Annotated in this window: 20 protein-coding genes; all 20 read left to right on the top strand. The window is 38.6% G+C overall.

Annotated features, from left to right (window positions below):
- Positions 1–104: 104 nt before the first annotated feature.
- The 20 genes from ACEXOE_RS15090 to panD all read left to right on the top strand — a co-directional run bounded on the left by ACEXOE_RS15090 (position 105) and on the right by panD (position 24392).
- Entirely contained in the window at positions 105–1871 is a 1767-nt protein-coding gene (locus ACEXOE_RS15090) for a glycosyl hydrolase family 18 protein (RefSeq protein WP_394749667.1), read from the top strand.
- A complete protein-coding gene (locus ACEXOE_RS15085) occupies positions 1868–2170 on the top strand; it encodes a hypothetical protein (RefSeq protein ID WP_394749666.1) in 303 nt (100 codons plus the stop codon). The genes ACEXOE_RS15090 and ACEXOE_RS15085 overlap by 4 nt, the downstream gene beginning before the upstream one ends.
- Positions 2167–2745 (top strand): DUF4255 domain-containing protein, encoded by a 579-nt coding sequence (locus ACEXOE_RS15080; RefSeq protein WP_394749665.1) that lies wholly within the window; start codon positions 2167–2169, stop codon positions 2743–2745. The genes ACEXOE_RS15085 and ACEXOE_RS15080 overlap by 4 nt, the downstream gene beginning before the upstream one ends.
- Positions 2746–2747: 2 nt before the next feature.
- Positions 2748–3764, top strand: a complete 1017-nt coding sequence (locus tag ACEXOE_RS15075) for a hypothetical protein (RefSeq protein WP_394749664.1) — start codon at positions 2748–2750, stop codon at positions 3762–3764.
- Positions 3765–3782: 18 nt separating this feature from the next.
- Positions 3783–5567 (top strand): phage tail sheath family protein, encoded by a 1785-nt coding sequence (locus ACEXOE_RS15070; RefSeq protein WP_394749663.1) that lies wholly within the window; start codon positions 3783–3785, stop codon positions 5565–5567.
- Positions 5568–5614: 47 nt separating this feature from the next.
- Positions 5615–6076, top strand: a complete 462-nt coding sequence (locus ACEXOE_RS15065) for a phage tail protein (RefSeq protein ID WP_394749662.1) — start codon at positions 5615–5617, stop codon at positions 6074–6076.
- A gap of 2 nt (positions 6077–6078) precedes the next feature.
- The gene (locus tag ACEXOE_RS15060) at positions 6079–6525 is read left to right on the top strand and encodes a phage tail protein (protein WP_394749661.1); all 447 of its coding nucleotides are present in this window, start codon (positions 6079–6081) and stop codon (positions 6523–6525) included.
- A gap of 4 nt (positions 6526–6529) precedes the next feature.
- Positions 6530–6688 carry a DUF5908 family protein gene (locus ACEXOE_RS15055; RefSeq protein WP_394749660.1) on the top strand — a complete coding sequence of 53 codons (159 nt, stop codon included), beginning with the start codon at positions 6530–6532 and terminating at the stop codon, positions 6686–6688.
- 1 nt (position 6689) lies between these two features.
- Positions 6690–7367 (top strand): CIS tube protein, encoded by a 678-nt coding sequence (locus ACEXOE_RS15050; protein WP_394749659.1) that lies wholly within the window; start codon positions 6690–6692, stop codon positions 7365–7367.
- A 7-nt stretch (positions 7368–7374) separates the two neighbouring features.
- Positions 7375–9159, top strand: a complete 1785-nt coding sequence (gene vgrG, locus ACEXOE_RS15045) for a type VI secretion system tip protein VgrG (protein WP_394749658.1) — start codon at positions 7375–7377, stop codon at positions 9157–9159.
- An 11-nt stretch (positions 9160–9170) separates the two neighbouring features.
- Positions 9171–9653 carry a GPW/gp25 family protein gene (locus ACEXOE_RS15040; RefSeq protein WP_394749657.1) on the top strand — a complete coding sequence of 161 codons (483 nt, stop codon included), beginning with the start codon at positions 9171–9173 and terminating at the stop codon, positions 9651–9653.
- A gap of 22 nt (positions 9654–9675) precedes the next feature.
- Positions 9676–13290, top strand: a complete 3615-nt coding sequence (locus ACEXOE_RS15035) for a hypothetical protein (RefSeq protein WP_394749656.1) — start codon at positions 9676–9678, stop codon at positions 13288–13290.
- An 18-nt stretch (positions 13291–13308) separates the two neighbouring features.
- Positions 13309–14070: a hypothetical protein gene (locus tag ACEXOE_RS15030; protein ID WP_394749655.1), complete on the top strand. Its 762-nt coding sequence runs from the start codon at positions 13309–13311 to the stop codon at positions 14068–14070.
- 7 nt (positions 14071–14077) lie between these two features.
- Positions 14078–16954 carry a hypothetical protein gene (locus ACEXOE_RS15025; protein ID WP_394749654.1) on the top strand — a complete coding sequence of 959 codons (2877 nt, stop codon included), beginning with the start codon at positions 14078–14080 and terminating at the stop codon, positions 16952–16954.
- Positions 16951–20703 (top strand): contractile injection system tape measure protein, encoded by a 3753-nt coding sequence (locus tag ACEXOE_RS15020; protein ID WP_394749653.1) that lies wholly within the window; start codon positions 16951–16953, stop codon positions 20701–20703. Before ACEXOE_RS15025 ends, ACEXOE_RS15020 begins: the two co-directional genes overlap by 4 nt.
- Positions 20640–22046 (top strand): ATP-binding protein, encoded by a 1407-nt coding sequence (locus ACEXOE_RS15015; protein ID WP_394749652.1) that lies wholly within the window; start codon positions 20640–20642, stop codon positions 22044–22046. Before ACEXOE_RS15020 ends, ACEXOE_RS15015 begins: the two co-directional genes overlap by 64 nt.
- Before the next feature lie 9 nt (positions 22047–22055).
- Positions 22056–22445 carry a DUF4280 domain-containing protein gene (locus ACEXOE_RS15010; RefSeq protein ID WP_394749651.1) on the top strand — a complete coding sequence of 130 codons (390 nt, stop codon included), beginning with the start codon at positions 22056–22058 and terminating at the stop codon, positions 22443–22445.
- The gene (locus ACEXOE_RS15005; RefSeq protein WP_394749650.1) at positions 22442–22693 is read left to right on the top strand and encodes a hypothetical protein; all 252 of its coding nucleotides are present in this window, start codon (positions 22442–22444) and stop codon (positions 22691–22693) included. Before ACEXOE_RS15010 ends, ACEXOE_RS15005 begins: the two co-directional genes overlap by 4 nt.
- A gap of 580 nt (positions 22694–23273) precedes the next feature.
- On the top strand, positions 23274–23810 hold the full coding sequence (locus ACEXOE_RS15000) for a UpxY family transcription antiterminator (RefSeq protein WP_394749649.1): 537 nt from the start codon (positions 23274–23276) through the stop codon (positions 23808–23810).
- 231 nt (positions 23811–24041) lie between these two features.
- A complete protein-coding gene (gene panD, locus ACEXOE_RS14995) occupies positions 24042–24392 on the top strand; it encodes an aspartate 1-decarboxylase (protein WP_394749648.1) in 351 nt (116 codons plus the stop codon).
- Positions 24393–24610 lie beyond the last annotated feature (218 nt).

Below are 24610 nucleotides of genomic sequence, written 5' to 3'. Positions count from 1 at the left end.
TCGAAATTCTAATTGCATACCGCATCACCATGTTGGTATAGCATTGATTTCCATTACCTGAACCGTGAGAGCATAACGAACCAAACTTTGATTACAAATTCCAGATGAGACGGATAAGGACGCTATTCATCCTATTCTCTATTTTTTTTATTCAGGACAATGCCCAGGCAATGTTTCCCGTAGGAACCTATATGCCTATGCAAGACACGGCTAAGGTCAACTCAAAAAAGCCAGGTTTTTTTAAACGCTTGTTTCAACACAATGATTCGGCCAAACAAGCCCGCAAATTTATTCATCAACACCATAAATTATTAAAAGAAGATAGTAGGGTGAATTTTGCTATGGGAATGGATAGCATGAACCTGAAATCTTCTTTTTTTGAAACTGCGGATGACTTCCGATTGGGCTATGAGGTTTTTGGTTTTTATCCCTATTGGGAAAAGAACTATTATAAGCATATTAACTTCTCTTTACTCTCCACAGTGGCCTATTTCTCCTATGAAGTGGACCCTAGCTCAGGAAATGCCATTTCTACACATGATTGGGAAAGTACGGATTTGATCGACTCCATCCGAGCTTATCCTAACAAAAGAGTATTGCTCACGGTAAGTAATTTCGGCATCCGCAACAACAGGCGCTTTTTACGAAACCCAAAGGCTATGGATAAGCTAATAACCAATCTTCAAGAACTGTTGGCCAAACGTGGGGCAGATGGAGTCTGTATTGACTTTGAGGGTGTGGAAAAGAAAGATAAGGATCGGTATACCAGCTTTATGATTAACCTCGCCAATAAATTAAAGGAGTATAAGATTTACATGGCCATCCCTAGTGTGGATTTTAGTAAATCCCTGGACTATGGAAGTCTGGTTAAAGTGGTAGACCGTTTCGTGATCATGGGATACGATTATTATGGAAAAACAAGTAAAATAGCCGGACCCGTTGCTCCTTTGGATAGCGGAAAGGAATGGTGGCCTTATGACTTAGAGTATTCAGTGGATGCCTATATGAAAAAGGGTATTCCCAATACGAAACTACTATTGGCATTGCCCAATTATGGGAGTCTTTGGGAAACCCAAAGCTTAAAATTAAAATCCGAGGTAAAGAAATATGTAGGTGCCCGAACCTATTCCTACATCAAATCCAAAATTGAAACTAGGGCAACTACTTTTATCGAACCAGTAAGTAAAAGTGCCTATGCTGCCTATTCCATAGATGGAAGCAAAAATGGGTATCGACAATGTTGGTTTGAAAATGATTCCACCTTTAGCTATAAAATTGATTTTATTAAGGATAAAAAATTGGCGGGACTTGGCATTTGGGCCTTAGGCTACGACAAAGGCTATGATGATATCTGGGAGGTTATTAGTGAAAAAATGGCAATGCATCCGGATAGTATTCCAGATGCTAGCAATGAAGAGGCTTTTCCAAATGATGGTTCAAAGGAAAAAGGTGGTTCTGAAGAAAAAACACAGCCAACGGACACGGTGAGCAAGCCCCTGATGCAGCGCATTTCGGATATGTTGCATCTCAATGACCCCGAGGGTACCATAAATCAAGTAGAGGAAAAATTACCAGATATAGGGGATTACAAATATGTATTACTATACCTCTTGTCTTTCATGTTGTTTTTTGGATGCGTAGGCTTTGTTGCCGCGATGTTCCTGCCAAATACCAGAAGTGCCTTTTTTGGCAATACTGCTTTAAGATCATATTATATGGGCTTTATGATGGTCATTCTTGTGGTGGTGACCAGGTTATTGGACCTGATCAATGATATTACTGTGGTATTGATCATTGGTTTTGTCCTCGGAGCTTTCGCCTTTTACATCGCCAATAAATTGATAGAATATTTCAAACAAAACCTGCCATGAACGAAAAGGAATTGAAAGAAAGTGCAGGGAAGTTTAAAAAACTCCTTGAAACCCTAAAAAAAATAGCATCCAAAGAACTGTTATGGTTGTTACTGGTAGTATTGATAAGTGTTGTGTTGGCATTGATCTGTTCCTATGTCATTGCACAATATAAACTCTATAACATTCAAGAAGTGATACAGATTATAGCTGGTGACACCGCTTCGTTCAAGACCCTATTTATACTATGTGTCATAGGGGTTTATTTTTCAAGAATCGTTGCCATGGCGGTAAAAACTCATTTAGAAAATAAAAAATGATAGATAAGGCATTACTTTTTATTACCAATTTTTTAAACAGGAATCTGAAAATGACCTATGGTCTGACGGATGATATTGTAGTAGCCGGGAGCCTCATTAACCTGGATGGAAGCGTTACTGATAATATTGAAAACAAAGTAGTGCTCTCCATCATCAACTTGGAACATGAGACCAATGTAAAGAATGTAGGGGGATATATTCCCGATCATCAAGGAAATTTTAGTAAAGTAAACCCACCGATCTATTTGAATATTTACTTATTGGTATCGGCAAATTACAATTCGCAAAATTATCTGGAGGCAGTGAAGATGCTTTCCGCAGTTATTGGATTTTTTCAATCGTCTTTCATTTTTACCACGGCCAATTACCCCGATCTTGATGCGTCTATCGATCGTTTAACATTTGAGATATATAACATCCCCATACAGGAATTGAGCCATGTTTGGAGTGGTATCGGGGCCAAGTATGTGCCTTCCATGATCTATAAAGTACGCATGGTAGGAATACAAAAAGGACAAATCAAAGAAGAAATCCCAGAAGTCAGCGGCCTTGCCGGAAATGCCTTAAAGAAATAGATATGAGTAGAACAGGAACGTTTCGTCATTGGCTTAGTTTGGAGATATCCCACGGGTATTTCGATCAAGGGGAATGTAAAGTTTTTCAATTGATACCCCTGTCAGATACGGGAAGCATCCTAAAAAATTATGGTATTCGTTTGCGGCCTATGAATAATCGGTATCTCATGTATGTAGAAGGGGATGCAAGCAAGAAATGGGAAGACATCCTTCCGACAAGGGATTTATACTTTCAATTGATCAATACAGACCCTTACTTCAGAAACTATACCGCAAATACTTCAGCTAAGGAAGAAGACAATCTACTCTACCTGACCAATAAGAAACAGGCACCTTTGGAAATGACAGATGCTACGGAATATCTTCCTATGCAAGGTTTGCGTTTTACTGTGGATTTAGGAGCTTCTACTCCCGTTGTCGTACAAGTTAAAAAGAAAGACGGGGAAGAAATTTTCAATGAGACAAGTATGGAAAACCAGCAGGTCATGATTGTTGACCTCCGTGTCTATGGGACAGGAATTTATGAGCTATGGATCAATGGAAAATGGTCTAAAAACTTTATAGGCAGTGCAGAAGCTGTTCAAGAGGGTTGTTTTGGGCTTGTTCACCTTCAAATGCCTTTGCTGCTGCCTCTGTTAGGTGGAGATAATATACTTGGACTTAGCATCAATTTTGAGGTAAGGCAAGTGTACTGGCAATATCATGTAATTGTCGCTGAGGATAAAAAAATAAATATTAAAAATATTATAGTGGAAGGCGTTGATGGTGCCCCATTCTCTGGACCTGAGATGCAAACTATTGGAGCACAGAAAGCCCGAATATTCACATCTCCAGAACCTTTGAAATTACAGGAAAAGGCAACAAGGTCCCCCTTGCTGAAAATGCAGTATACCAATGATTTTTCAGATACGGTATTGGACATGGATATCAAAATGCCTTTACCAAGTATTACAAATATGAAAACCAAAATAGAACCGAATGGGAATAGTTTTTATTCCCAAATAATAGTTTATGTCTAACCTTTAATTATTAAAAGAATGTCAGTAACAGCAAGAAAGACCCCAGGGGTGTATATCCAAGAGTTGGATGCCTTTGGCAATGCTGTTGTTCCTGTTCCCACCGCGATTCCTGTCTTTATAGGATATACGGATCAGAGCAGTTACAATGGTAAAAATCTAGTAAATCGGGCGGTGAGAATAACCTCCTTGGCAGATTACTATGCCATTTTTGTAAACGTTGCCAAAGAGGCGCCAAAAATTCAATTCAGTATCACGCAGGTAGGAGGTGCTCCCACGGATGGCGAAACCAAAGAAGAAAAAAAAGATCTAAAGCCCGCTCCTAAAGCGGACACAAAGCCAGCTCCTAAAGCAGATCCGAAGGCAGATCCCAAAGGAGAAACTAAGACAGAGGGAGAACCATCTACAGCAAAAACACCAGATTTTTCAGTTGGAGGGGCTGATTATAATCTTACGACCACAACAGTAAACTACCGTATGCACAGTGCCATTCATTTCTTCTATGAAAATGGAGGAGGTACTTGCTATATTATCTCCACTGGGGCCTATGATTATACGCTTACGGCCTTATCGGAAAGTGGGCCCTTTGAAGATGCCCTTAAAGTGTTGGAAAAAGAAGAAGAACCTACCATGATCGTGATTCCCGATGCTGTGGAATTAAAGGATGATACCCAAAAGGAGTGGGGCGAAAAATATAAACTGTGCTATGGTCTTCAGTCGCAAATGATCAATCATTGTGGGGAGATGCTGAAGAGAGTTGCATTATTGGATGTGCCAGGAGGCTTTAATGAGCCTAAAGTGGGAGATTCCAGTGTTGTAGGGTTTCGTGATAATGTCAACGGTACTTTACCCAAATTCAATAGTTATGCTGCTGCCTATTATCCTTGGTTACATACTTCGGTGAACCAACTAGGAGATATTTCCTATAAAAATATAGCCACGGAAAGTCAAAGTACCGTAACGACTATATTGAACAATGAGTTTCCACAAGTGAAAGACAAGATTTCCGGGAATATGGTGGATAATCCCATGAAACAGTATGTAACGGCTTTATTTGGTGCATCTTCGGATGTGGAAGAGAGTACTACTCCTGCTAAAAAAGGGAGTACTTCTAAAACGGCAACAAAACCGGTAACCAAACCCATCAGTCAGGAAAAGGCAGATGCTGTACTGAAAAACTTGAGCAAATCCTATAAACTGTTATTGAATCACATGTTGGACCATCTTAATTTGATGCCTCCAAGTGCAGCCATGGCCGGAATCTATACTACGGTAGATAACAATGAAGGAGTATGGGTAGCGCCTGCCAATGTTGCCGTACAAAGTGTAGTCTCCCCGGCCGAGAAGATAGATCTTCAGGCACAGGAAGATCTTAATGTGCCTTTGGACGGAAAGTCCGTTTGTGCTATTCGCTCTTTTCCAGGATATGGCGTTTTGGTATGGGGGGCACGCACCATGGATGGAAATTCCAATGATTGGCGCTATGTGAATGTCAGGAGAACCTTGATTTATATAGAACAGTCCATAAAAGAAGCGGCGAGGGCTTATGTATTTGCTCCCAATGATGCAAATACTTGGGTATCCGTAAAGAGTATGATCAGTAACTTTTTATTGGGCCTTTGGAACCAAGGCGGTTTGGTAGGACCTAAACCAGCAGATGCTTTTTCAGTAAGTGTAGGATTGGGAAGCACCATGACCGGTGAAGACATCCTTATGGGAAAAATGATTGTGGCCGTGAAAGTAGCCGTATCGCATCCAGCAGAATTTATAGAGATTACCTTCCAGCAGGAAATGCAAAAAGGATAATCGGATCACTTAGAAAATCAAAATAATCAATTTAAAAATATATAATCATGGCAGAAGATGGATCAGCACAAGGTGCAGTATGGCCGTTGCCCAAGTTTTATTTTACCGTTAATTTAGGATCTCAGGACAACACGGCCTCATTTCAAGAAGTATCAGGATTAGATACGGAAACCCAAATTATAGAATATCGGCATGGAGATAGCAAAACGTTCAGCCCGATAAAAATGCCCGGTATTGCTAAGGTAGGGAACGTTACTTTGAAAAAAGGAATTTTTGTAAAAGACAATAATTTTTGGAAATGGTACGATGCTATTAAGATGAATACCATAAAAAGAGAAACCGTGGTCATTCAATTATTAGATCAGACCGGGGCACCTACGATGACTTGGACCTTAACGAATGCATGGCCAACCAAAATAACAGGTACGGACCTAAAATCAGATGGGAATGAAGTTGCCGTAGAGACCTTGGAATTGGCACATGAAGGATTGACCATAGCCAACGGTTGATCATGAGCGACTATCCAATAACAGGTTTTTATTTTAGACTTTCAATTCCAGCCTTATCTGGATTGTTGGATACCTCGTTTAAAGAAGTGTCCGGCTTACAAGTTGAAATGGGGGTCGAAGAAATTGCAGAAGGTGGGGAAAACCGGTTTAAACACCGGGTTCCTACCGGAGCAAAATATCAGAACCTCGTATTAAAAAGAGGAGTAAGTACACTGGTTTCCCCTTTATCACTGTGGTGCGAAGCCACTTTGGTAGGTGGGTTGTCTGTTCCTATAACAACACAGACGGTACTGTTGAGTCTCTTAAATGAGAATAGTATTCCCGTTAAAAATTGGAGTTTTATCAATGCTTGGCCGGTAAAATGGGAGTTTTCCCCATTGAATTCGATGAATAATGAAATTCTAATAGAAACCCTGGAACTCAGTTTTGACTATTCCGTAATCGTATAATGGTATGCCTGTAGAAATTAGAGAACTTGTGATAAAAGTAAAAGTAGGGGAACCTACAGCCGAAAAAACGGCACCTCTCAATATGGAAGCACTTAAAAAAACCATAGCCGAAAGCTGCAGAAAAGAAGTGAAACGGCAATTGGAAAAAATTAAAGAACGTTAAGATGGCCAAAAACTTAATGCAAATTACGGCATATTCGAGCAGTGAATACTCGGGTTCGGGCATCTCTAAATGCGAGGTACAGATCAATCCCGCCTCTTATACACATGAACATACTACAAACTATAACAATTATCAGGCACTGGGCACTCCGGGAACCACCATATGGTTTAAGGGTACCCCTCCTGAAAAAGTATCCTTTGATATCTATTTTGACGCTACGGGAGCTGTTCGCCCCACTTCGGTGGTCAGTTTAAGTTCACCGACCAGCGTTGACGAGCAGATACAAAAATTCAAAGAAGTTTGTTTTACCTACAATGGGGATATTCACGAGCCCAATTATCTGATCATTTCATGGGGATCCCTCGTTTTTAAGTGCAAGTTGATTTCCTTGAGCATCTCTTATACCTTGTTTAAAGATGATGGTACTCCGTTAAGGGCAAAGTTGACCGTAAGTTTTGAGGAAGCTGTAGATGCAGATATTATTGCGAAGGAAGCTAATAACCATTCACCAGACCTTACCCATCTTGTAGTGGTCAAAGAAGGGGACACTTTACCACTCATTTGTTATAGGGTATATGGAGATAGCGATTATTATTTGGAAGTAGCCCAATACAATAACATTTTAAATTTCAGAACATTGAAACCGGGGTCGGAAATCTATCTACCTCCCCTAAAATAATTGAAATATGGCCAATTCCCCAATACAGGAAGGAAATACTATTTTATCGTATACCATAGAGTCCGACGGTAGCCCTATTCCAGATACCTATGGAGTTACCAGCATTAGCATATCCCAAGAGATCAATGTTATCGCTACGGCACAGATTACGTTAAGGGATGGTAACGCAGCAGATCAAATGTTCAAGATTACAGATGCCGGTACCTTTGAACCGGGAGTGAAAATAGAGATTAGTTTGGGCTATAATGGAAATAATGAAAAAGTATTCTCGGGTATAGTAGTAACCCAATCCATCCAAATCGGAGACTCGGGAACCACCCTACAGATCAGTTGTAAAGACAGTGTGGTAAAAGCAACAAAATCCAAATCTAAATTGGTCTTGGAAAATAAAAAAGATAGTGATGCTATGGAGCAGATTGCCAGTACACTCAAACTTTCCAAAAGCATTGCCGAGACTGAGGTGGAACATGAGAGCATTGTGCAGTACAATGCCACCGATTGGGATTTTATCGTCAATAGAGCCGAGTTGAACGGTATGGTGGTAGTTACGGATAAGGGGACACTTACTGTAGCCAAACCTCCTGTGGATGCTACTCCGGAAATAGGATTAAAATACGGACGTGATATTCTGGAAATGGATACCAAACTTGAAACTACGGATCAATATGAATCGGTTTCAGGGAGTTATTGGGATGTTGATCAACAAGAGCAAGTCAGTGTTTCTGCTAGCGAACCATCATTGAATAAGCAGGGAGATCTTTCCGTTTCCGAGTTGGATGATGTGCTTTCGGCCTCAAACGAGCTAAATGCGGCCGTGCCGTTGACACAAGAAGAGACGCAGTCTTGGGCAGATGCCGCCATGCTAAAATATAGGCTGAGTCGCTTTCAGGGCAACATATCATTTCAAGGCTCATCTAGTATAAAAGCAAATTCAATGATTTCTTTGGAAGGATTGGGGACTCGGTTTAATGGCAACGCCTATGTGTCTGCAGTATCACATAGTTTAAGTGACGGGCAATGGAAAACGGAAGTGACCATAGGGCTCTCCAAAGAATGGTTTAGTGAGAAGGTTGCTTCTTCCTCTGGATCTGTAGCTTCCGGAGCATTAAAAGGTGTAAAAGGACTTCAGGTAGGAAAGGTTCAATCGATATACGACGAAGATGAGAAGGAATTCCGGGTTCAGGTACAGATTCCGGTAATCAATAATAAAACGGAAATGTTGTGGGCAAGACTCTCCACATTCTATGCAAGTGAAAATTTTGGTGCTTTTTTCTACCCAGAGGAAGGCGATGAGGTTATTGTTGGTTTTATTGACGGAGATCCCAGATTTCCCATTATTCTTGGAAGTGTATATAGTAGCGCTCTACCACCACCTGTCCCTATAGAAGATGCCAATAATAATATTAAGATGTTGATGACCAAGAGTCAATTGCAATTTCAGTTTGACGATGAGAATGTCGTAATGACCTTAGTGACCCCAAATAAAAATACTTTGGTAATCAGTGATGCCGATAAGGGAGTGACGATCACCGATGAGAACGAGAACCAAATACAGCTGAACGATAGCGGAATTACTATAGAAAGTAAATCGAGTATGACTATTAAAGCTGCAGATGATCTAACAATACAAGCTTCTTCCATAACGGTAAAGGCAGATAATAGTGTGGACATTAGCGGAGGTACCATAGATGCATCGGCCAATCAATCGGTTTCAATAAGCGGTAATACCGAATGTACGGTGAGCAGTAGCGGTCAGACCAATGTAAAGGGAACAATGGTGAATCTTAATTAAAAATAATTATAATGGATACAAAGAAATCATTCCTAGGAACTGGCTGGGCTTTTCCGCCAACTTTTCACAATGACGTTAAATCCGGGGTTGCCATGGTGTCCAATGAAGAAGATATCCGGCAATCCTTGAGAATTTTGTTGCATACCAGATTAGGGGAACGCATTATGCAACCTAAGTACGGTTGTGATCTGTATACCTATTTGTTTGAATCAATTTCGAATTCCAGAGAGCATTTGATCAAAGAAGTGATTCGCACGGCCATACTCAAATTTGAACCTCGGATTAAATTGCTGGCAATACGCTTGGATGAGTCAGATTATCTCGAAGGAATTATTAGGATTCATCTGGATTATAAGGTTCCTTTATCGAACACACGCTTCAATTTGGTATTTCCATATTACAAGGTCGAGGGCACGGATATTCCATTGTTATATAGAGAAAAAACCACGGCTGTAAAAAATCATGAATCCTCAGTACGGACTGCGGACTCCTAATTAACCCACACAATTTAGTCGGATGCTAGAAAGGCGAAAAGGAACCATACGGAACCATATAAAAAAGGACCATCCCCTTCATCAAAATTTTAAGATAGATGATCGGTCTTTTGAAACTATTTTGGCCTATATCTGTTCCTACTTAAGGCATATTAATTTTTACGATACAGACAATAGTTTAGATGGGAATTGGGAGGCTCTGGTTCTGAACGACCCTGTAATTTATATGGCCATGATCGTTGAGGAACCGGTATATCTTAGGGCGCATAAGATGCCCGATGAGCATATCATCATGGTATTGTTACATTGGTACTCCAAAATAGAGGATTGGCACAGGAATCTCAAAAATTTGAACGAGAAGGTCTTGGCCAATAAGATTAAGAATATTATGATAGATGTCCTAAAGGATAAAAGGGATGTGTTGAGCGCCTACAGCCAGAAAAAAGAACAACTTCTAGGGATTCCAGCGCCTCCACAGCAAGTTTCTTTGGAAGAGATTGGCAATACTTTTAGGAAATCCATACTACACATTCAAGATTTTACGCGTCACTATTTGAGGCATCACGTTTTTACAAAAAAGAACCATAGTCCCCATAGTGCTATGTATATTGCCTTTGCGTTGCTCTACCAGAAAATACAGAAAGATATTAATGCCATTTCCCAACGTCATCTGGATTTTTACTATGAAGATGTACTGAGACAGACTTTGGATGAAGGTATTTCTACTACCGCGGTCATTTGTTTTGAAGTGGCATCTGGCGCAAAGGATATTGAAATTCCACAAGAAACATCCCTTTCGGCCGGAAAACTATTTGGAAGTAATAAAGACGTTTTTTTTCATACAGAAAAACCCATTTTGGCAAATCCCATTCGCATAACAGCATTGCGAACGCTTTATTTTAATAAGAATCCGTATATACAAGTTGGCACTGATCGCCCTATTGTTTCCAATGTTTTAAAAAGAGAAATTCCGCTGAACAGTAAGAAAGGAATGGCGAAAAAAAAGTGGCCCTTATTTGGCGCCGATCAGGATATTCTGATCACTTCCGAAATCACGAAGGAAAGCACTGCAGATATTGGATGTATGATTGGAGCGCCAATATTGTCTTTGGAAGATGGAAGACGTAGCATTTCTATAACCTTTGTATTTGAAGAAGAATCTTGGAACGGCATTTTCTGGAAGTTGCTGCAAGAGATTGTGAATAATGAAAAAGTGCCTTTGGATATTGCTTTTAATAAGGTGTTTGAAAAGAGTTTTAAAGTAGGCTATACCAGTATAAAAGGATGGGAATCTGTAACGTCTTACGAACTTTCCATAAATCCGGACCAACATAGTTTTTGCTTACAATTTGTATTGGGTATCAGTGCTCCACCAATGGCTTCTTTGGTATCGGAAGCGCAACATTCAAAATGGCCTATGGTGAAAGTGTTGTTGGATGAATATGCCCCAATATATGCGTATTCTTTTTTTAGGGGTATGGAGTTGTATTCCATTGAACTCGATGTAGCGGTGAGTGGAATCAAAAACCTTACGCTATATAACAATATTGGTAAAATGCCCTTAGCCAAGTCATTTGATCTTTTTGGACCTTCTCCTTCCGTGGGGGGATATCTGATGATAGGAAAGAGTGAGTTGTTCAAAAAAGCCATAAAGGACTTCAACATACATATTGAATGGGACAATATACCAAGGAACTATGGAGGTTTTGAAACCTACTATGAGGCATATGCCGAAGATTTTGATAATACTTCCTTTAAAGTGGCAATACAAGCCTTGTCTAATGGCTTCTGGTTTCCGGAGAATCCAAAGGATGGACATCTTGTTGATTTATTTGAAACAGAAACTTGTCTGAGCCCTGAAGGTTATGATACCTCCATCGTAGTTTCTAAACGAGAAATAGAAGTAAAAGAGATGGGGCCTTTTGAGTTCTCTAGGAATTTTAACATAAAGGATCCTCTCACATTTAATGTGCATACAGAAAGCGGATTTATACGTTTAATGCTTCACACTCCAGAATATGCCTTTGGCCATGATCTGTTTCAAAAGAACTATATGGAGGTGGCCATGCATAACGCAAAACATAAAGAAATGCTTCCGCTACCAAGACGCCCCTTTGTTCCTAAAGTGAAGGAGCTAAGTTTGGATTATAGCGCTAATGATGTTATGTATTTCAATAAATCTTTCTCCAGTTCAGATAGTTCAGGGACATTATTGGGAGATTTTGTTCATATAACACCTTTTGGAACACGCAAAATAATAAGTGATAGCAAAGTGTTCAAAAATACCATGGTGCCGAGTTTTGAAGGGGAGGGATACCTTTATATTGACTTGACTGGAATTGAACCTCAAACGACCATATCCATGTATTTTGATTTGTGGAATGTACATCCGGAACATAATAGACAGCAGGGCAATGTATGTCTCCAGTACAAAACAGCAGATCGTTGGGAAACCTTGGATAAAAAACATATTATTTCGGATGGTACAGGGCAATTGACAAATTCGGGTATCATAGAATTGGTGCTTCCCAATGCCATACAACCTCAAGAAAATGGGATATATGAATTGCGTATTATGGCTAAGGCCGATGCTTATATTTACCCCGTAATTACCCATTTGTATCCCAATGCCGTAACGGCCAGTTGTATGGATGAATCTGAAGAGGTTATTGGGAAACAGCTTCCCGCGGGGACTATTAACAAATTAAAAAATAAGATATCGGGCATAAAACAGCTCATACAACCAGCGGCTTCTTATGGCGGAAAATTGGCAGGAACACCCGAACAATTTTATACCAGGGTCAGCCAGCGATTACGGCACAAGGATAGGGCGGTTACCTTAAAAGATTATGAACAATTGCTGTTACAATACTTTCATGAAGTAGAAGTAGTGAAGTGCACAAATTTAGATAAGGATTTTAATCCGCTTGCTGGAGAAGTAACCCTTGTCGTTTTGGGAGAAAAATGGGCCTATCACCATCATTGGTATTTTAATGTGGATGAATTGTACAGAATGGAAGCATTTATTAGAACAAAATGCAATTCTTTCATCAATGTTGAAGTGAGAAACCCTAGCGTTGAATGGGTATTGGTTAATTGTGTTGTGGAGTTTGAGGAAAAGGATATGGGGGGCTATTACATGAATAAACTCAATACCGTTATAAATGAATATTTGAGTCCCCTTACCCTTACAGGAGAAACTGCCGTAATGGGGATTGGGGCCACAGTAGTGCCCAGAATGCTCGTGAGTCATATAGAACATCTGCCTTATATAAAATCAGTAAAGAATCTGGATATTGAACATATTGTAAAGCGTGGCATCAATAAGTTTAGCTTGAAAACCCATCTTGAGAACAGTGAAGTGAAACCTACGACCCCATGGGCCATTTTGACTCCAGAAACAAGACATAATATTTTTCTACCCACAATTTTGGAAGAAGGAACGATGGAAGAAATAGAGACACAAAACCTTCAAGTGGGCGTGGACTATATCATTGAAAAGGATGATGGAAATAATAATGGTGAAAATAATGATGATGTTAAGAATGGGGAGGCGGAGTTGTCAGAAGAAAAACTAAAGGATGATCAAAAACCTACTCCGGGTGATCATAGCATATTGACTTTTAAAATAGAATAAACCTTATATACCTTACCTATGAAAATAAAACTATTGGATAGAAATAGCTTAAAAGCGTTCTTCAGTGCCGGTGCAAGGCCCAAAGAAAGTAATTTTGCCAGTTTAATAGATTCCATGGTCAACAAAATAGACGATGGGATATCCAAAACACCGGAAGATGGATTGATTTTATCTCCACAAGGCAAGGAATCTGATCATTTGATTAGTTTTTATGACAATATTGAGGACGAATTGGCAGAATGGAGTATTGCTTTAAATCAAAGCGGTGACAAGGGGCTATCTATTTTGACTCCTACAGCTAAAGAGAACAGTACTACTGCTATGTATTTCCAGAAATCTGGAGCCATAGGTATTGGGACAGAAACTCCAAGAACCCAATTGGAAGTAAATGGAACCCTGGGAATGAACGCGCGTATAGGGACCTATAAATTGGGCTCTGTACGTGCAGATGGCAATTGGCATACTATTGCAGATGAACTGAATGGTTGTGTGGCCTTTGAAGTCCTGGCCCAGGTAGGGAAAAAGAATACGGGCAAATACGCACTACTACATGCGCATGCCCTGAGTACGTTCGGACGGTCGCATCACAGAATTCGTAGAACGCAAGCCCATTATGGTTGGTTCTGGAACAAGATCGCTATTCGATTTAGTGGGAAAATCAAGAATTTTAAATTGGAAGTAAAAACACGTTCGGACTATGGTGTAGGACATCATATAAACTTCTATATGACCAAATTATGGGATACCGATACCTTGAATTTTTTTAATAAGAACGAGTAAATAACAGATGGAGCGCCAGGGATACATTTCCAGGAAAAAAAAGGAGGCAAGCGAATACGAAAGCCTGCATCAGGAAGCATTGGAAATTCTTCAAAAGCTTTGTGGTGAGGTGTGGACAGATTATAATGAACACGATCCTGGCGTAACTTTGCTCGAAAATATTGCCTATACGCTTACGGAATTGGCCTATAAATCCAGAACTCCTATCAAAGATCTTTTGATTTCAAAAAGAGGGGAAACATTGCAATCGGGAGACAATGGTCTTTTTACAGCTTCGGACATACTTACCACAGGCCCCATTACTTTTAACGATTACCGAAAACTCTGGATAGATAAAATTGTCAATGTAAAAAATGTATGGGTTTATCCTATTGATAATGCCAATAACCATATTCGAAATACAAAAGGACTTTTGCATGTTCTTATCGAAAAGTACACCTACTGGACAGATGAAGAGCAGGAAAAGGAAGATAACATAAGAATTAGAAAAGAAGTAAGAAACGTATACCATCGACACCGAAATTTATGCGAAGATATCTTTAGTTCAGAGATTTTTAAACCGCTGGATGTTTCCATGCAATTTAAAATTACGCTTTCCGATGAGGTGAAAGGAGAAGAGATTTTGGCAAATATTTTCAATAAGATCAATCAATATTTAGCTCCGGAAATAAAATACTATTCCCTTTGGAAATTGAAAGAGCAAGAAAGGGCTACAAATGCTATTTTTAATGGACCTCTGTTGAGCAGCGGATTCATTATGGATGAGGACCTACAAGAACCTCGTAAACAAATTGTGATTTCGGAAATTGTAGCATTGATTACTACAATTCATGGAGTGAAGGGAGTGCCTCATTTTTATTTGAGCTATAAGGATACCGCGACGAAGGAAGACGTTAAGATTAAAGATATTTTTAATATTCCTGAATATACCACGGCGACTATTTTGTTTCCTAAGGATACCAAAGAAATGATTTTTGAAAATTCAGGGGTTGTCTTTAACCCGGATTTAGAAGAGACTAAAAAACAACTAGCTTTTATACAAGCTTTGAATTATGGGGATTTTCGGAAAGCTTCTACTTCCTTAAATGAGTTGACAATTCCAAAAGGGAACTATCAGGATTTTATGGCCTATTACCCTTTACGAAAACAATTCCCACAGGTATATGGGATAGGGGAAATGGGCATTGGTACGAATGCTCCGCCTTTGCGCAAGGCACAGGTAAAGCAATTGAAAGCATATTTGATGCCATTTGATCAGCTAATGGTTAATTTTTTGGCACAATTGAAAAATGTACATGCCCTATACGATGTAGAAAAGGAAAAGAAAAGCTCTTATTTTACCCAAAATGTGCCGGATATCGACACCCTCCTTGATATGGTTAAAAAACCAAAACATCAAACGGATCCGGATGAAATTAAAGCGCATTGGAATCAATTGCTCCAACGTCTTAACAAGCGTTTCGATACCCAGGCTATGGATCGTTTTAATTCGGTCCTAGATCATATATTGGCTCGCTTTGATGAGATTTTTCCAACCTATTCCTTAAGGAAGATCAATAGCAATAGTTATGGAGGAACTTTGGCCTCTCAAAAATTTGAAAAGCAATTGCTGCGGGCCAAACGAAGGATGATAAAGGAATACGCATCTATAAGTTACAATAGAGCCCGATCTTTTGATTACCATCAGCTAGATGTGGCATCAACGGAAAAAGAACAGTTAAAGAATCTTCCGGGGACCATTCGGAAAATAGCCATTCTTTTAGGAATCAATTTAGCGGGTGTCAAATCATTGACGAAGAATATCATAGATCAAAACCTGATTCCAAAACCTGAATCCAGAGAATTTAAGCTTATTGTAAATGAGATAGATATACACACTCCGGAAGGAGAGATACATATTATAGAAACAGAGGAAATTAGCATAAGTACCACTACAAAAGGAGAGTTATACAATACCATGCATTACGTTGGCGCTCAGGAAACCTTATTGGAAGAGGTCCTAAAAAATGGGGTGCTCCGGAAGAACTATACCATTCAACAAGATACTATGGACGAAGCGACTTTTTATGTAATGTACCATCGGGGAGATCAAAAGTCCAATATCGCCCATATTTCCAAGAGTATGGGGGCTGCCAAAACAGCAATAAAAAAAGCTATCGATTTCCTAGTGGCATTGAATCAAAAAAGTGAAGGTTTCTTTGTCGTGGAACACCTGTTATTGCTTCCTCCTTACAGCGGGGATTATTTTGGATTTCAACTGGACTTTTCCAAGATAATTAAGGGAGCCCATTTGGAAATCCATCAACCACAACTGTCATCCTGTAGGGAAAGAGATCATGGAGTCTTGCAACTTGTGGCTTTGTTGAGCAACGGAAAATTGCAATTCATTTGGGAAGAACAAAAAGGAAATGGTAAGATCTACCTCAAAACTCCTAAGAACAAATTGCTGGCCATTTCAAGAAATGAATATCGCTCCGAGCAAGAAGCCATAGAGGAAATACAAAGAATAAAAAATGGGATTCAAGAAGTTGAAAAGGAAGTATTGGAAGCTTCAATAGGTTGCAAAGTGTTTTTTGGGGAAGAAGCAGTGGACGAAGATTTTTTCTCTTTTCGCACGAGTTTTGTTGCGCCGTCTTGGCCTGTGCGTTTTCAGAGCAAAAACTTCAAAAGTATTTTTGAACAAACCGTGTATGGGGAAATGCCCATTCATATCGCCTCAAGCTTTTTTTGGAAAGACTTCAATACTATGTGTCAATTTGAGGAATTATACCTTAGATGGTTGGCACTATTACAACAGAAAGAGTCTATAGAAACTCGCGTTGCGCAGGCTCATAAACTTATCACTTTACTCCAAAATTGGACAGAAAATGGATCCGATTCATGAAGAAGGGGCAAACACATATCATTAAAAATCAACGTTATGAGATAGATTTGAAGAAGGCGTCTGAAGCCCAAAAATATCAATCAAAAGTAAGTTTGCTGCAAAAATACGAGATTGAAAATGTGCTTCAACGGGTAATGGATTCGTATTCAGATATAGATTTCCTAGATCAGTTTGAAGAGGTTACTTTGGATATTGGGACCCTTTCTCCGTATAACTTTGAAAAGGAACTGCCCCTCAGAATTGAAGAATCCTTGCAGAATTTTTTTAAAAACAACAGCAAGGGGAATACCCTAAAAAAAGGCAAAAGAATTCGGTTGTTCAATAGAAATTTACAGCAGTTTGAATTCTTCCTGCGATATGGACATTTACCATGGGATACGGCCCATAACCTAGGTCCAACGGATATTTTCAATACGCTATTCCAGGAAAGTCCGGAAGAATTGGTGAAAATCTTAAAACGATATGGGACAAAAGAACACATTCGTAAGAGGATGATTGCCCAAATGAATACTACTTTTTTGGAAGGTATTGTTGTAGCTGTTGTGCGGGATGAGGGGGAATACATCAATACTTGTCGTAATCACATAGAAATACAACAAAAGAAGTACAAATGGGTGCATACCAATTCGGGCAACTTCAAGGAAGTTTTGTGGGAAATCGTATTGGCGTATATTTTTACAGAGGTTACCAATTTTTCCAATAGAAAAAACTTTCTACACTATGTGATACTTAACATAGCAAGGCGTTTTGGTTTTGGATATGCAGCACTCTTACAGTTGATGTGCCGTGGAATATCCCGGAAGAATGGACCTCAAAGGTCGGCGATTGATTTTGAGCGAATATTGTTTAGTTTGCGGGAAGATGAAAACAAAAAAAATAGTACCCTGCGGCATCAGATGTCCGAGACAACTTTCAAGGCCAATATGTTGGGTGCCGCTGAACTCCTTTTGTACTATTTAAAGTACGGGGCGATCCCTACGGGACAATCCGTTACATCTAAACATCAACTTTATAACCTTCTTGAAAATCTGGAAAAAAAAGGCCCAAAAGCCCTTGTTTCAGTTTTCAATGTTTTGCGCAATGATACCTCTTCTACCTACCGCTTAAAGCGGGAATTCCCCGATACTTTTCTGAATACGCTAATGGATACGTATGAACCTAAAACGATTTCCAATTTTTTATCCTTCTTGGAACAAGGTGCAGGATCAATGGAATACTCCAAAAAAAAATCCAGGATGCTGAATACGATACAAAAGCAACGAGGAAGGTTAATGATGGAGGTTTGTTTTCGAAAGGATAACATGACCAATGATCAAGAAATTGAAGCTTTTCTATCACAAGTTCAACGCAAACTGGGAATTGACCCAGAATTTGTACAACTTTTGGCCCATACAGAAGGATTGGGAGGGGTTCCCGGAAGAAATGCCATGAAAAGTTTTGTGGACGGCTTTCAAAATAGGAAAACCCCAATTTCAGAAGCCCAAGTCAATGATTTTGCCTTCCTAGGGTTTTCCAAATCACTTTATCCTTTTTATAAAGCAAATGGCAGCGAGAGCATTACAGAATTTCATGAACAATTATGTCAAAGGGGATACTCAAAGATGGTGTTACAGTGGACTTCTTATTTGTTGGATATTATTAAAAAAAATGTGGGTTATACCCAAGAAGACATTGTAAAGTGGTTGGGAAAACATGGAGATGAACTTGCAAAAAAGGGAGAAAAACCAATTGATATTTTAGGCGAAATGCTGTTCGTACTGGATTTACTTACTGTGGATGAAAAACTCTATAATGGAATAGCAAGTGTCCTGTTGAGTAAAGGAGAACCTAGTACCTTTAGGGAAAGACAGCAGATACCCATAGTTCCACCATACCAGTTTTTGGTGAATCGCTTGTCGGCTCAGTTGTATCAATATTCCATGGTTAATAGTAGTACGAAAGCGCGGCAGTTGATTTTAGCATTTGCCGATAAGTATAACCTTAGTGTTGCGAAAACCGTAAAAGAACTTGGTCAATATATAGATAATAGCAGGGAACATCTACTGCTTCAGGAAATTTTTGAGGAGATTGTTTTGGAAGAAAGCAGGAAAAATCAGGTGAAAATTCCTGATATCGTGTATAAACGCGATCTGGTCGCCTTTTTTTGCGCACAAGGTGTATTGCCATGGTGGGCAGAAAGTAACTCCATGAAAATCCTTGCAATCTATTTTTCCGAGATCCTAAATGGATATCCAGAACATCTAATACCTTGGTTTTCAAAATCGAGCTTTAAAAGAAAAATTATCGGAATATTGGATGATAAAGATTACGAACTGCTATGTCATTATGCTGCTCCTGTAGTGGGTCAATTATTTTTGAAAGTACAGGAAATATGGATAGAAGTATTCCGTGAAGACTTAAGCGGATTTGGTAGAGGGTCCACTCAGGATGCCATTGAAATACGGTATTTAAGTCTTAAAAGTGCGATAGCACATTTTAATAAACCGCTGAAAACGATCTTTATCCAAATCGTGCAAGAGTTGTCTACGTATGCTACATGTAAGGCATATGATATGGGGCAAATGTTTCGAGACAAACTTAAGAAGAGCGCCATAGGTACCCAAGGAAAAAAGAAATTGGAAGCTTGTTTCCCGGCAGATGTAATGTCTTTAAAAATGTCTTCAATGCAAGAACGTCAATGGACGCATTTCATGGAAGTTATTACCGAGATAGGTAGAAAAACTACAGCGTTTTCAGAGAAAGAAATTGTACTTGTTCTAAAGCAAACACATAAAACCAATCCGCAAAACCTGCTTTCTCAATTGAAACAGCAACCCTTCAGGGATCAATTTATTACCTCCTTACACAAAAAGACACATCTTACTGTACTAAAATTATTTTTAAATACAAGAGAAAATGAACGTTTTGTACGGATTGTGAGTGTTCTGGAAGAAATAAACAAAAAATTAACAATGTCCCAAAAAACCCATGTCTGGCATGTTTTTGCCGATCGGATTTTTTTTGCCATAGGCTTAGGAAAACACAAGTCATGGGCGTTAAATGAATGGGTCTCGCTTCTTGTGTATACTATGAAAGAGGTGTTAAAGGAAAAAGAAGGTCAAGCTATCATCCATGGAATTCTTGTAAAGAATCCTAAGGAAATGGTTATTGTTGAGCATATAAAAAGATTGATGGGCGGTGAAGAAAAGAATAGGGACATCGAAGTAATTGAAGAAAAAAAGAAGGTCATGGAAGAAGAAATCTTGGGGGAATCCATCTATATCCACAATGCGGGAATGGTTTTATTGGGTCCTTATATTCCTATGCTTTTTGAGCGTTTGGGTTTACTTGAAAATAAACAGTTTAAAGATGAATCTTGCCTTCAGAAAGGCATGGAAAGTTTGCAGTATGCGGTGGGGGGAAATACAAGTACAGAGGAACATCAGCTCGTACTGAATAAAATTATATGTGGAAAGTCTATTTATGAACCCATACAGCAAATAAAAGGGCTTAAGGAAGACGAAATGCAAATAATCGATGGCATGTTGGATGCGGTGATCTCAAATTGGCCCGCTATAGGAAATACGACTATAGAAGGCCTCAGGGAAACTTTTCTCAATAGGGATGGCCGTATCGTACTGGAAGAAGATAAATATGTGCTTCATGTAGAACAAAAGGCATTTGATATGCTATTAGATCAGATTCCGTGGAACATAAGCGTGTTGAAGTTGAGTTGGATGAAAAAATTATTGGAAATAGTATGGAGATAAAGAAGAAAGGTATACAGGTGTCAGCATTGCAAAATGAGCTTACTTGGTTGGAAAATGTGATTGCTATTGCCATGGAATTATATTTTCAAAACGAAAGCAGTTATACGAGCATTAGCCAGATTCAACCTCCGCCACTCATTGAAGAGGATTCAGGATACGATAGATTGCTTCGTTCCTATGATTTGAACTTTGAAGCACGCTTGATCCTTATTTTGGCCATTACGCCCTATATAAAACCACAGAGCTTGGCAATATTCCTGACCAAAGATAAGAACTTCGATGCGCCTTATGCAGAATTTGGAGGTGCTAAAGTGGAAGGGTTTCATGGTTTTGTTCCAACCTTGGAAACGGCTTGTTTTCTATTGGGAGGGGGGCATGATCTGGGCATTCGACTCCAGTTTATGGCTAAAATAAATCAAAACTACCTGCTCTATAGGGAAGGCATTTTGAAAGCAGACCATTATCCAATTTCATTGCATGAAAAATTACGGTTGTCCCAAGAATATTTGAGTTCCATTATTAGTGGTAAATCCTATATTCCCAGCTATAACTCTAAATTTCCTGCACGTTTGATCGATACAAAATTGAAGTGGGAAGATCTTATTTTAGAGCAACATATTAAGGAACAATTGACAGAAATAGGAGACTGGCTCACACACAGCGCTTTAATTCTAGACGATTGGGGGCTGCATAAAACACTAAAACCTGGATACAAAGTCTTGTTTTATGGAGCCCCGGGAACCGGAAAAACTTTGGCCGCGACCCTTTTGGGAAAAGCAACCCAAAAAATGGTTTTTAGAGTAGATTTGTCTATGGTGGTTTCCAAATATATTGGAGAGACCGAGAAAAATCTAGGTCGTTTGTTTGACGAGGCAGAAGCCAAAAATTGGATCTTATTTTTTGATGAAGCAGATGCATTGTTCAGTAAACGTACACAGAGTAATTCCTCCAATGATCGTCATGCAAATCAAGAAGTAGCCTATTTATTGCAGCGTATTGAAGAATTTGACGGCTTGGTCATTCTAGCCACTAATTTACAGCATAATATTGATGAAGCTTTTTTAAGGCGTTTTCAAAACACGGTGCATTTCCCTAAACCAAAATATAAAGAACGCAAACTGTTGTGGGAAAAATTGATAGGAGATATCTTTACGATAATCGAAGGAAAAGAGGTTTTGGATAAAATTGCTAGGGATTATGAGTTGTCTGGTGGGGAAATTATCAATGTAGTAAGGTACTGTGCTATAAAAGCGGCCAGTAAGGGAGAAAAGAAAATCAGTATGGCCCATCTTATGACGGCAATTAAAAGAGAATATCGGAAATCCAATAAAACATTTAATTAAAATATCATTATGGCAAATCAAGTATGTAGTGGAGCAATGCTGACATGCTCTTTTGGTGCGGCACCTTCAAGTTTAATGGTACTACCTTTGAATAGGGTAAATACCAGTGTCATGCCTGCAGCAACCATTATGGACCATGTCCCATTGGTCAATATCATGACTTTTGGAATGTGTTCTTCTTTATCCAATCCTGTGGTAGCCACGGCAACTACGGCAGCCCTGGGAGTATTAACACCCATGCCTTGTATACCGGCAACAGTTACTCCTTGGTCTCCAGGAATAGCAGATGTAAAGATAGGTGGGGTGTCGGCCTTGGACGATGGCAGTACCTGCAATTGCATGTGGGCCGGTTCTATTTCCATTAGTTTTGCCGGACAACTAAAAACTACAGTTTCATGATATCACTTGTCTTTGGGTATGTTTCCAAATTGTTGGAACACCCATATGTAAATTTGGTGCTATCCATAGGTCTAATTGCTGTGGGGGTAGAACAAATTTATAAGCATTCGGTTCCAAATCTGGATATTCATTGGAAACACGGAATAGGAATCTACGGTATACTTATGTTTTTACAATCTTTTTTTAAGATTGTAAAAGGTGGGGTCAAAATTTATCATGGAACGATTAGAAAAAAGCCGGGAAACTGACTTTTGCAACCGAGAAAGTTTCTCATTTTGTTATTTTTTCATTTGCTTGATCTTGGAAGTAAGGAAAAACGAAAAAAGAAATCATTCTGCAATGTAAAAAAGGATTATCATAACTACTATTCCTTAATTTTTTATAGGAAAATTCTTTCCATTTAAAATCCTTTAAGCATTGATTTTTATTAAAATTTCGTACAATATTTTTGGAAATACAAGATGTTTGGTTTCTATTTTAGGAGTAAATATTCTTCATTTGTTTCATTGCAAATATTTAAGTGTTCATTCAAAACAAAGTAAAAAAATAAGGTTTGAAAAGCTGAAGGAATGTGCTTGTGAAAACAAGTTAAATTACTGGTAATCAGACTTCAATTGTATGATTGAACATTGGGTGCAATTCATTGTTTGAATAAAATCATGAAACCCCTGATTTATCAAATTTAAATTATTTTAGAAAAAAAACATTGATGGGATATATTATTAAAAGAAAATATTATATTAGTAGCCCGATAAAACCTTCACTAAAATAATTTTTATGTAAGTCGGATAGGCGAAGCCCTACATAAAAATTAAACATTTACAACTTATGGGTAATATATATTCTGGCTGGTATGTGCTATATGTCAAATTTCAGCACGAAAAAAGGATAGATTTAGTATTGAAAGAATCAGGATTTGAGTCTTTTTTGCCAACGATAACCGTTATGCGGCAATGGGCAGATAGAAAAAAGAAAGTAGTTAAACCTCTTTTTCCCACTTATATCTTTTTAAAGATTCATTCGAAACAGGATTTTTTTAAGGTTTTGGATATTCATGGAGTTTTTAAATATATCAAGTTTGGAGGAAACTATGCTAAGTTACATGATAGTGAAATAGAAAAAATCAAATATTTTTTGAATTTAGACGGTGTTTCTGAAATTGATACCATTTCCAATATCCCTGCAAAGGGTGAATTAATGCTAATAGATTTTGGACCATTGAAAGGATTAAACTGTGAAGTACTCAAAACAAATAATAAAAATAGAGTCTTCGTGAGAGTTGATTCTTTAAAGAGGAACATTACAGCCATAGTACCCCTTAAATATCTATGCCAGCGTTCACATGCCAAGATAGAGGCTTTATAAATGTATCGTTCGCGTTATTTTAAATAAAAAATGACCTGGGATGGACTACATTTTATCTCCTGAAAAAATCTTTTTCTCTAAAAGAACATTGAATTTGCCAATATACGATAGCACACCAAATCTTTAGAAATATTCTTATGGAACGAAGACTGGAAACTATGGGATTTTCATTCTTTTTTAGGGCTACAAGGTTCGCGAAATACAAATATTATATTAATCAATAAACGACATATGAAAATCGAGGTAGTAAAATCAAAAATACACCGGGTGAAGGTGACTGGGGCAGATTTAAATTACATTGGTAGTATTACAATTGATGAAAATTTAATGGATGCGGCAAACATAATTCGAGGAGAAAAAGTCCAAATAGTGAACAATAATAACGGCGAGCGTTTAGAGACTTACGCGATACCCGGCCCACGTGAAAGTGGTGAAATAACCTTAAATGGAGCAGCGTCCAGGAGAGTAGCTATTGGTGATATCCTAATTTTGATAACGTATGCGACACTCGATATTGAGGAGGCAAAAACCTTTAACCCCTCAATTGTATTTCCGAATGAAGAAAATAAATTGTTGAAGTAATTTTCGAAAACGGGGATAAGCTTAGGACAAGAATCGAAAAGGTAATTATAAAATATTTGGGAGTTCAAACTTCTGGACACTTCAAAATAGCAGGAGAAACTCTTTTGTTTAATATTGAGTTCTGGCAAAATAAACTTCTTTTTTAAGATTCAAATACTTTAGACATTTTATAAAACATCGATCTTAACAACGGATGGAAAACAAATCTAGAGGTCTTT

It is taken from the genome of Spongiimicrobium salis, assembly GCF_043678055.1.
GTDB lineage: Bacteria > Bacteroidota > Bacteroidia > Flavobacteriales > Flavobacteriaceae > Spongiimicrobium > Spongiimicrobium salis.
Note: the sequence above shows the minus strand (reverse complement) of the source record. Positions and strands in the feature narration are given on the sequence as shown.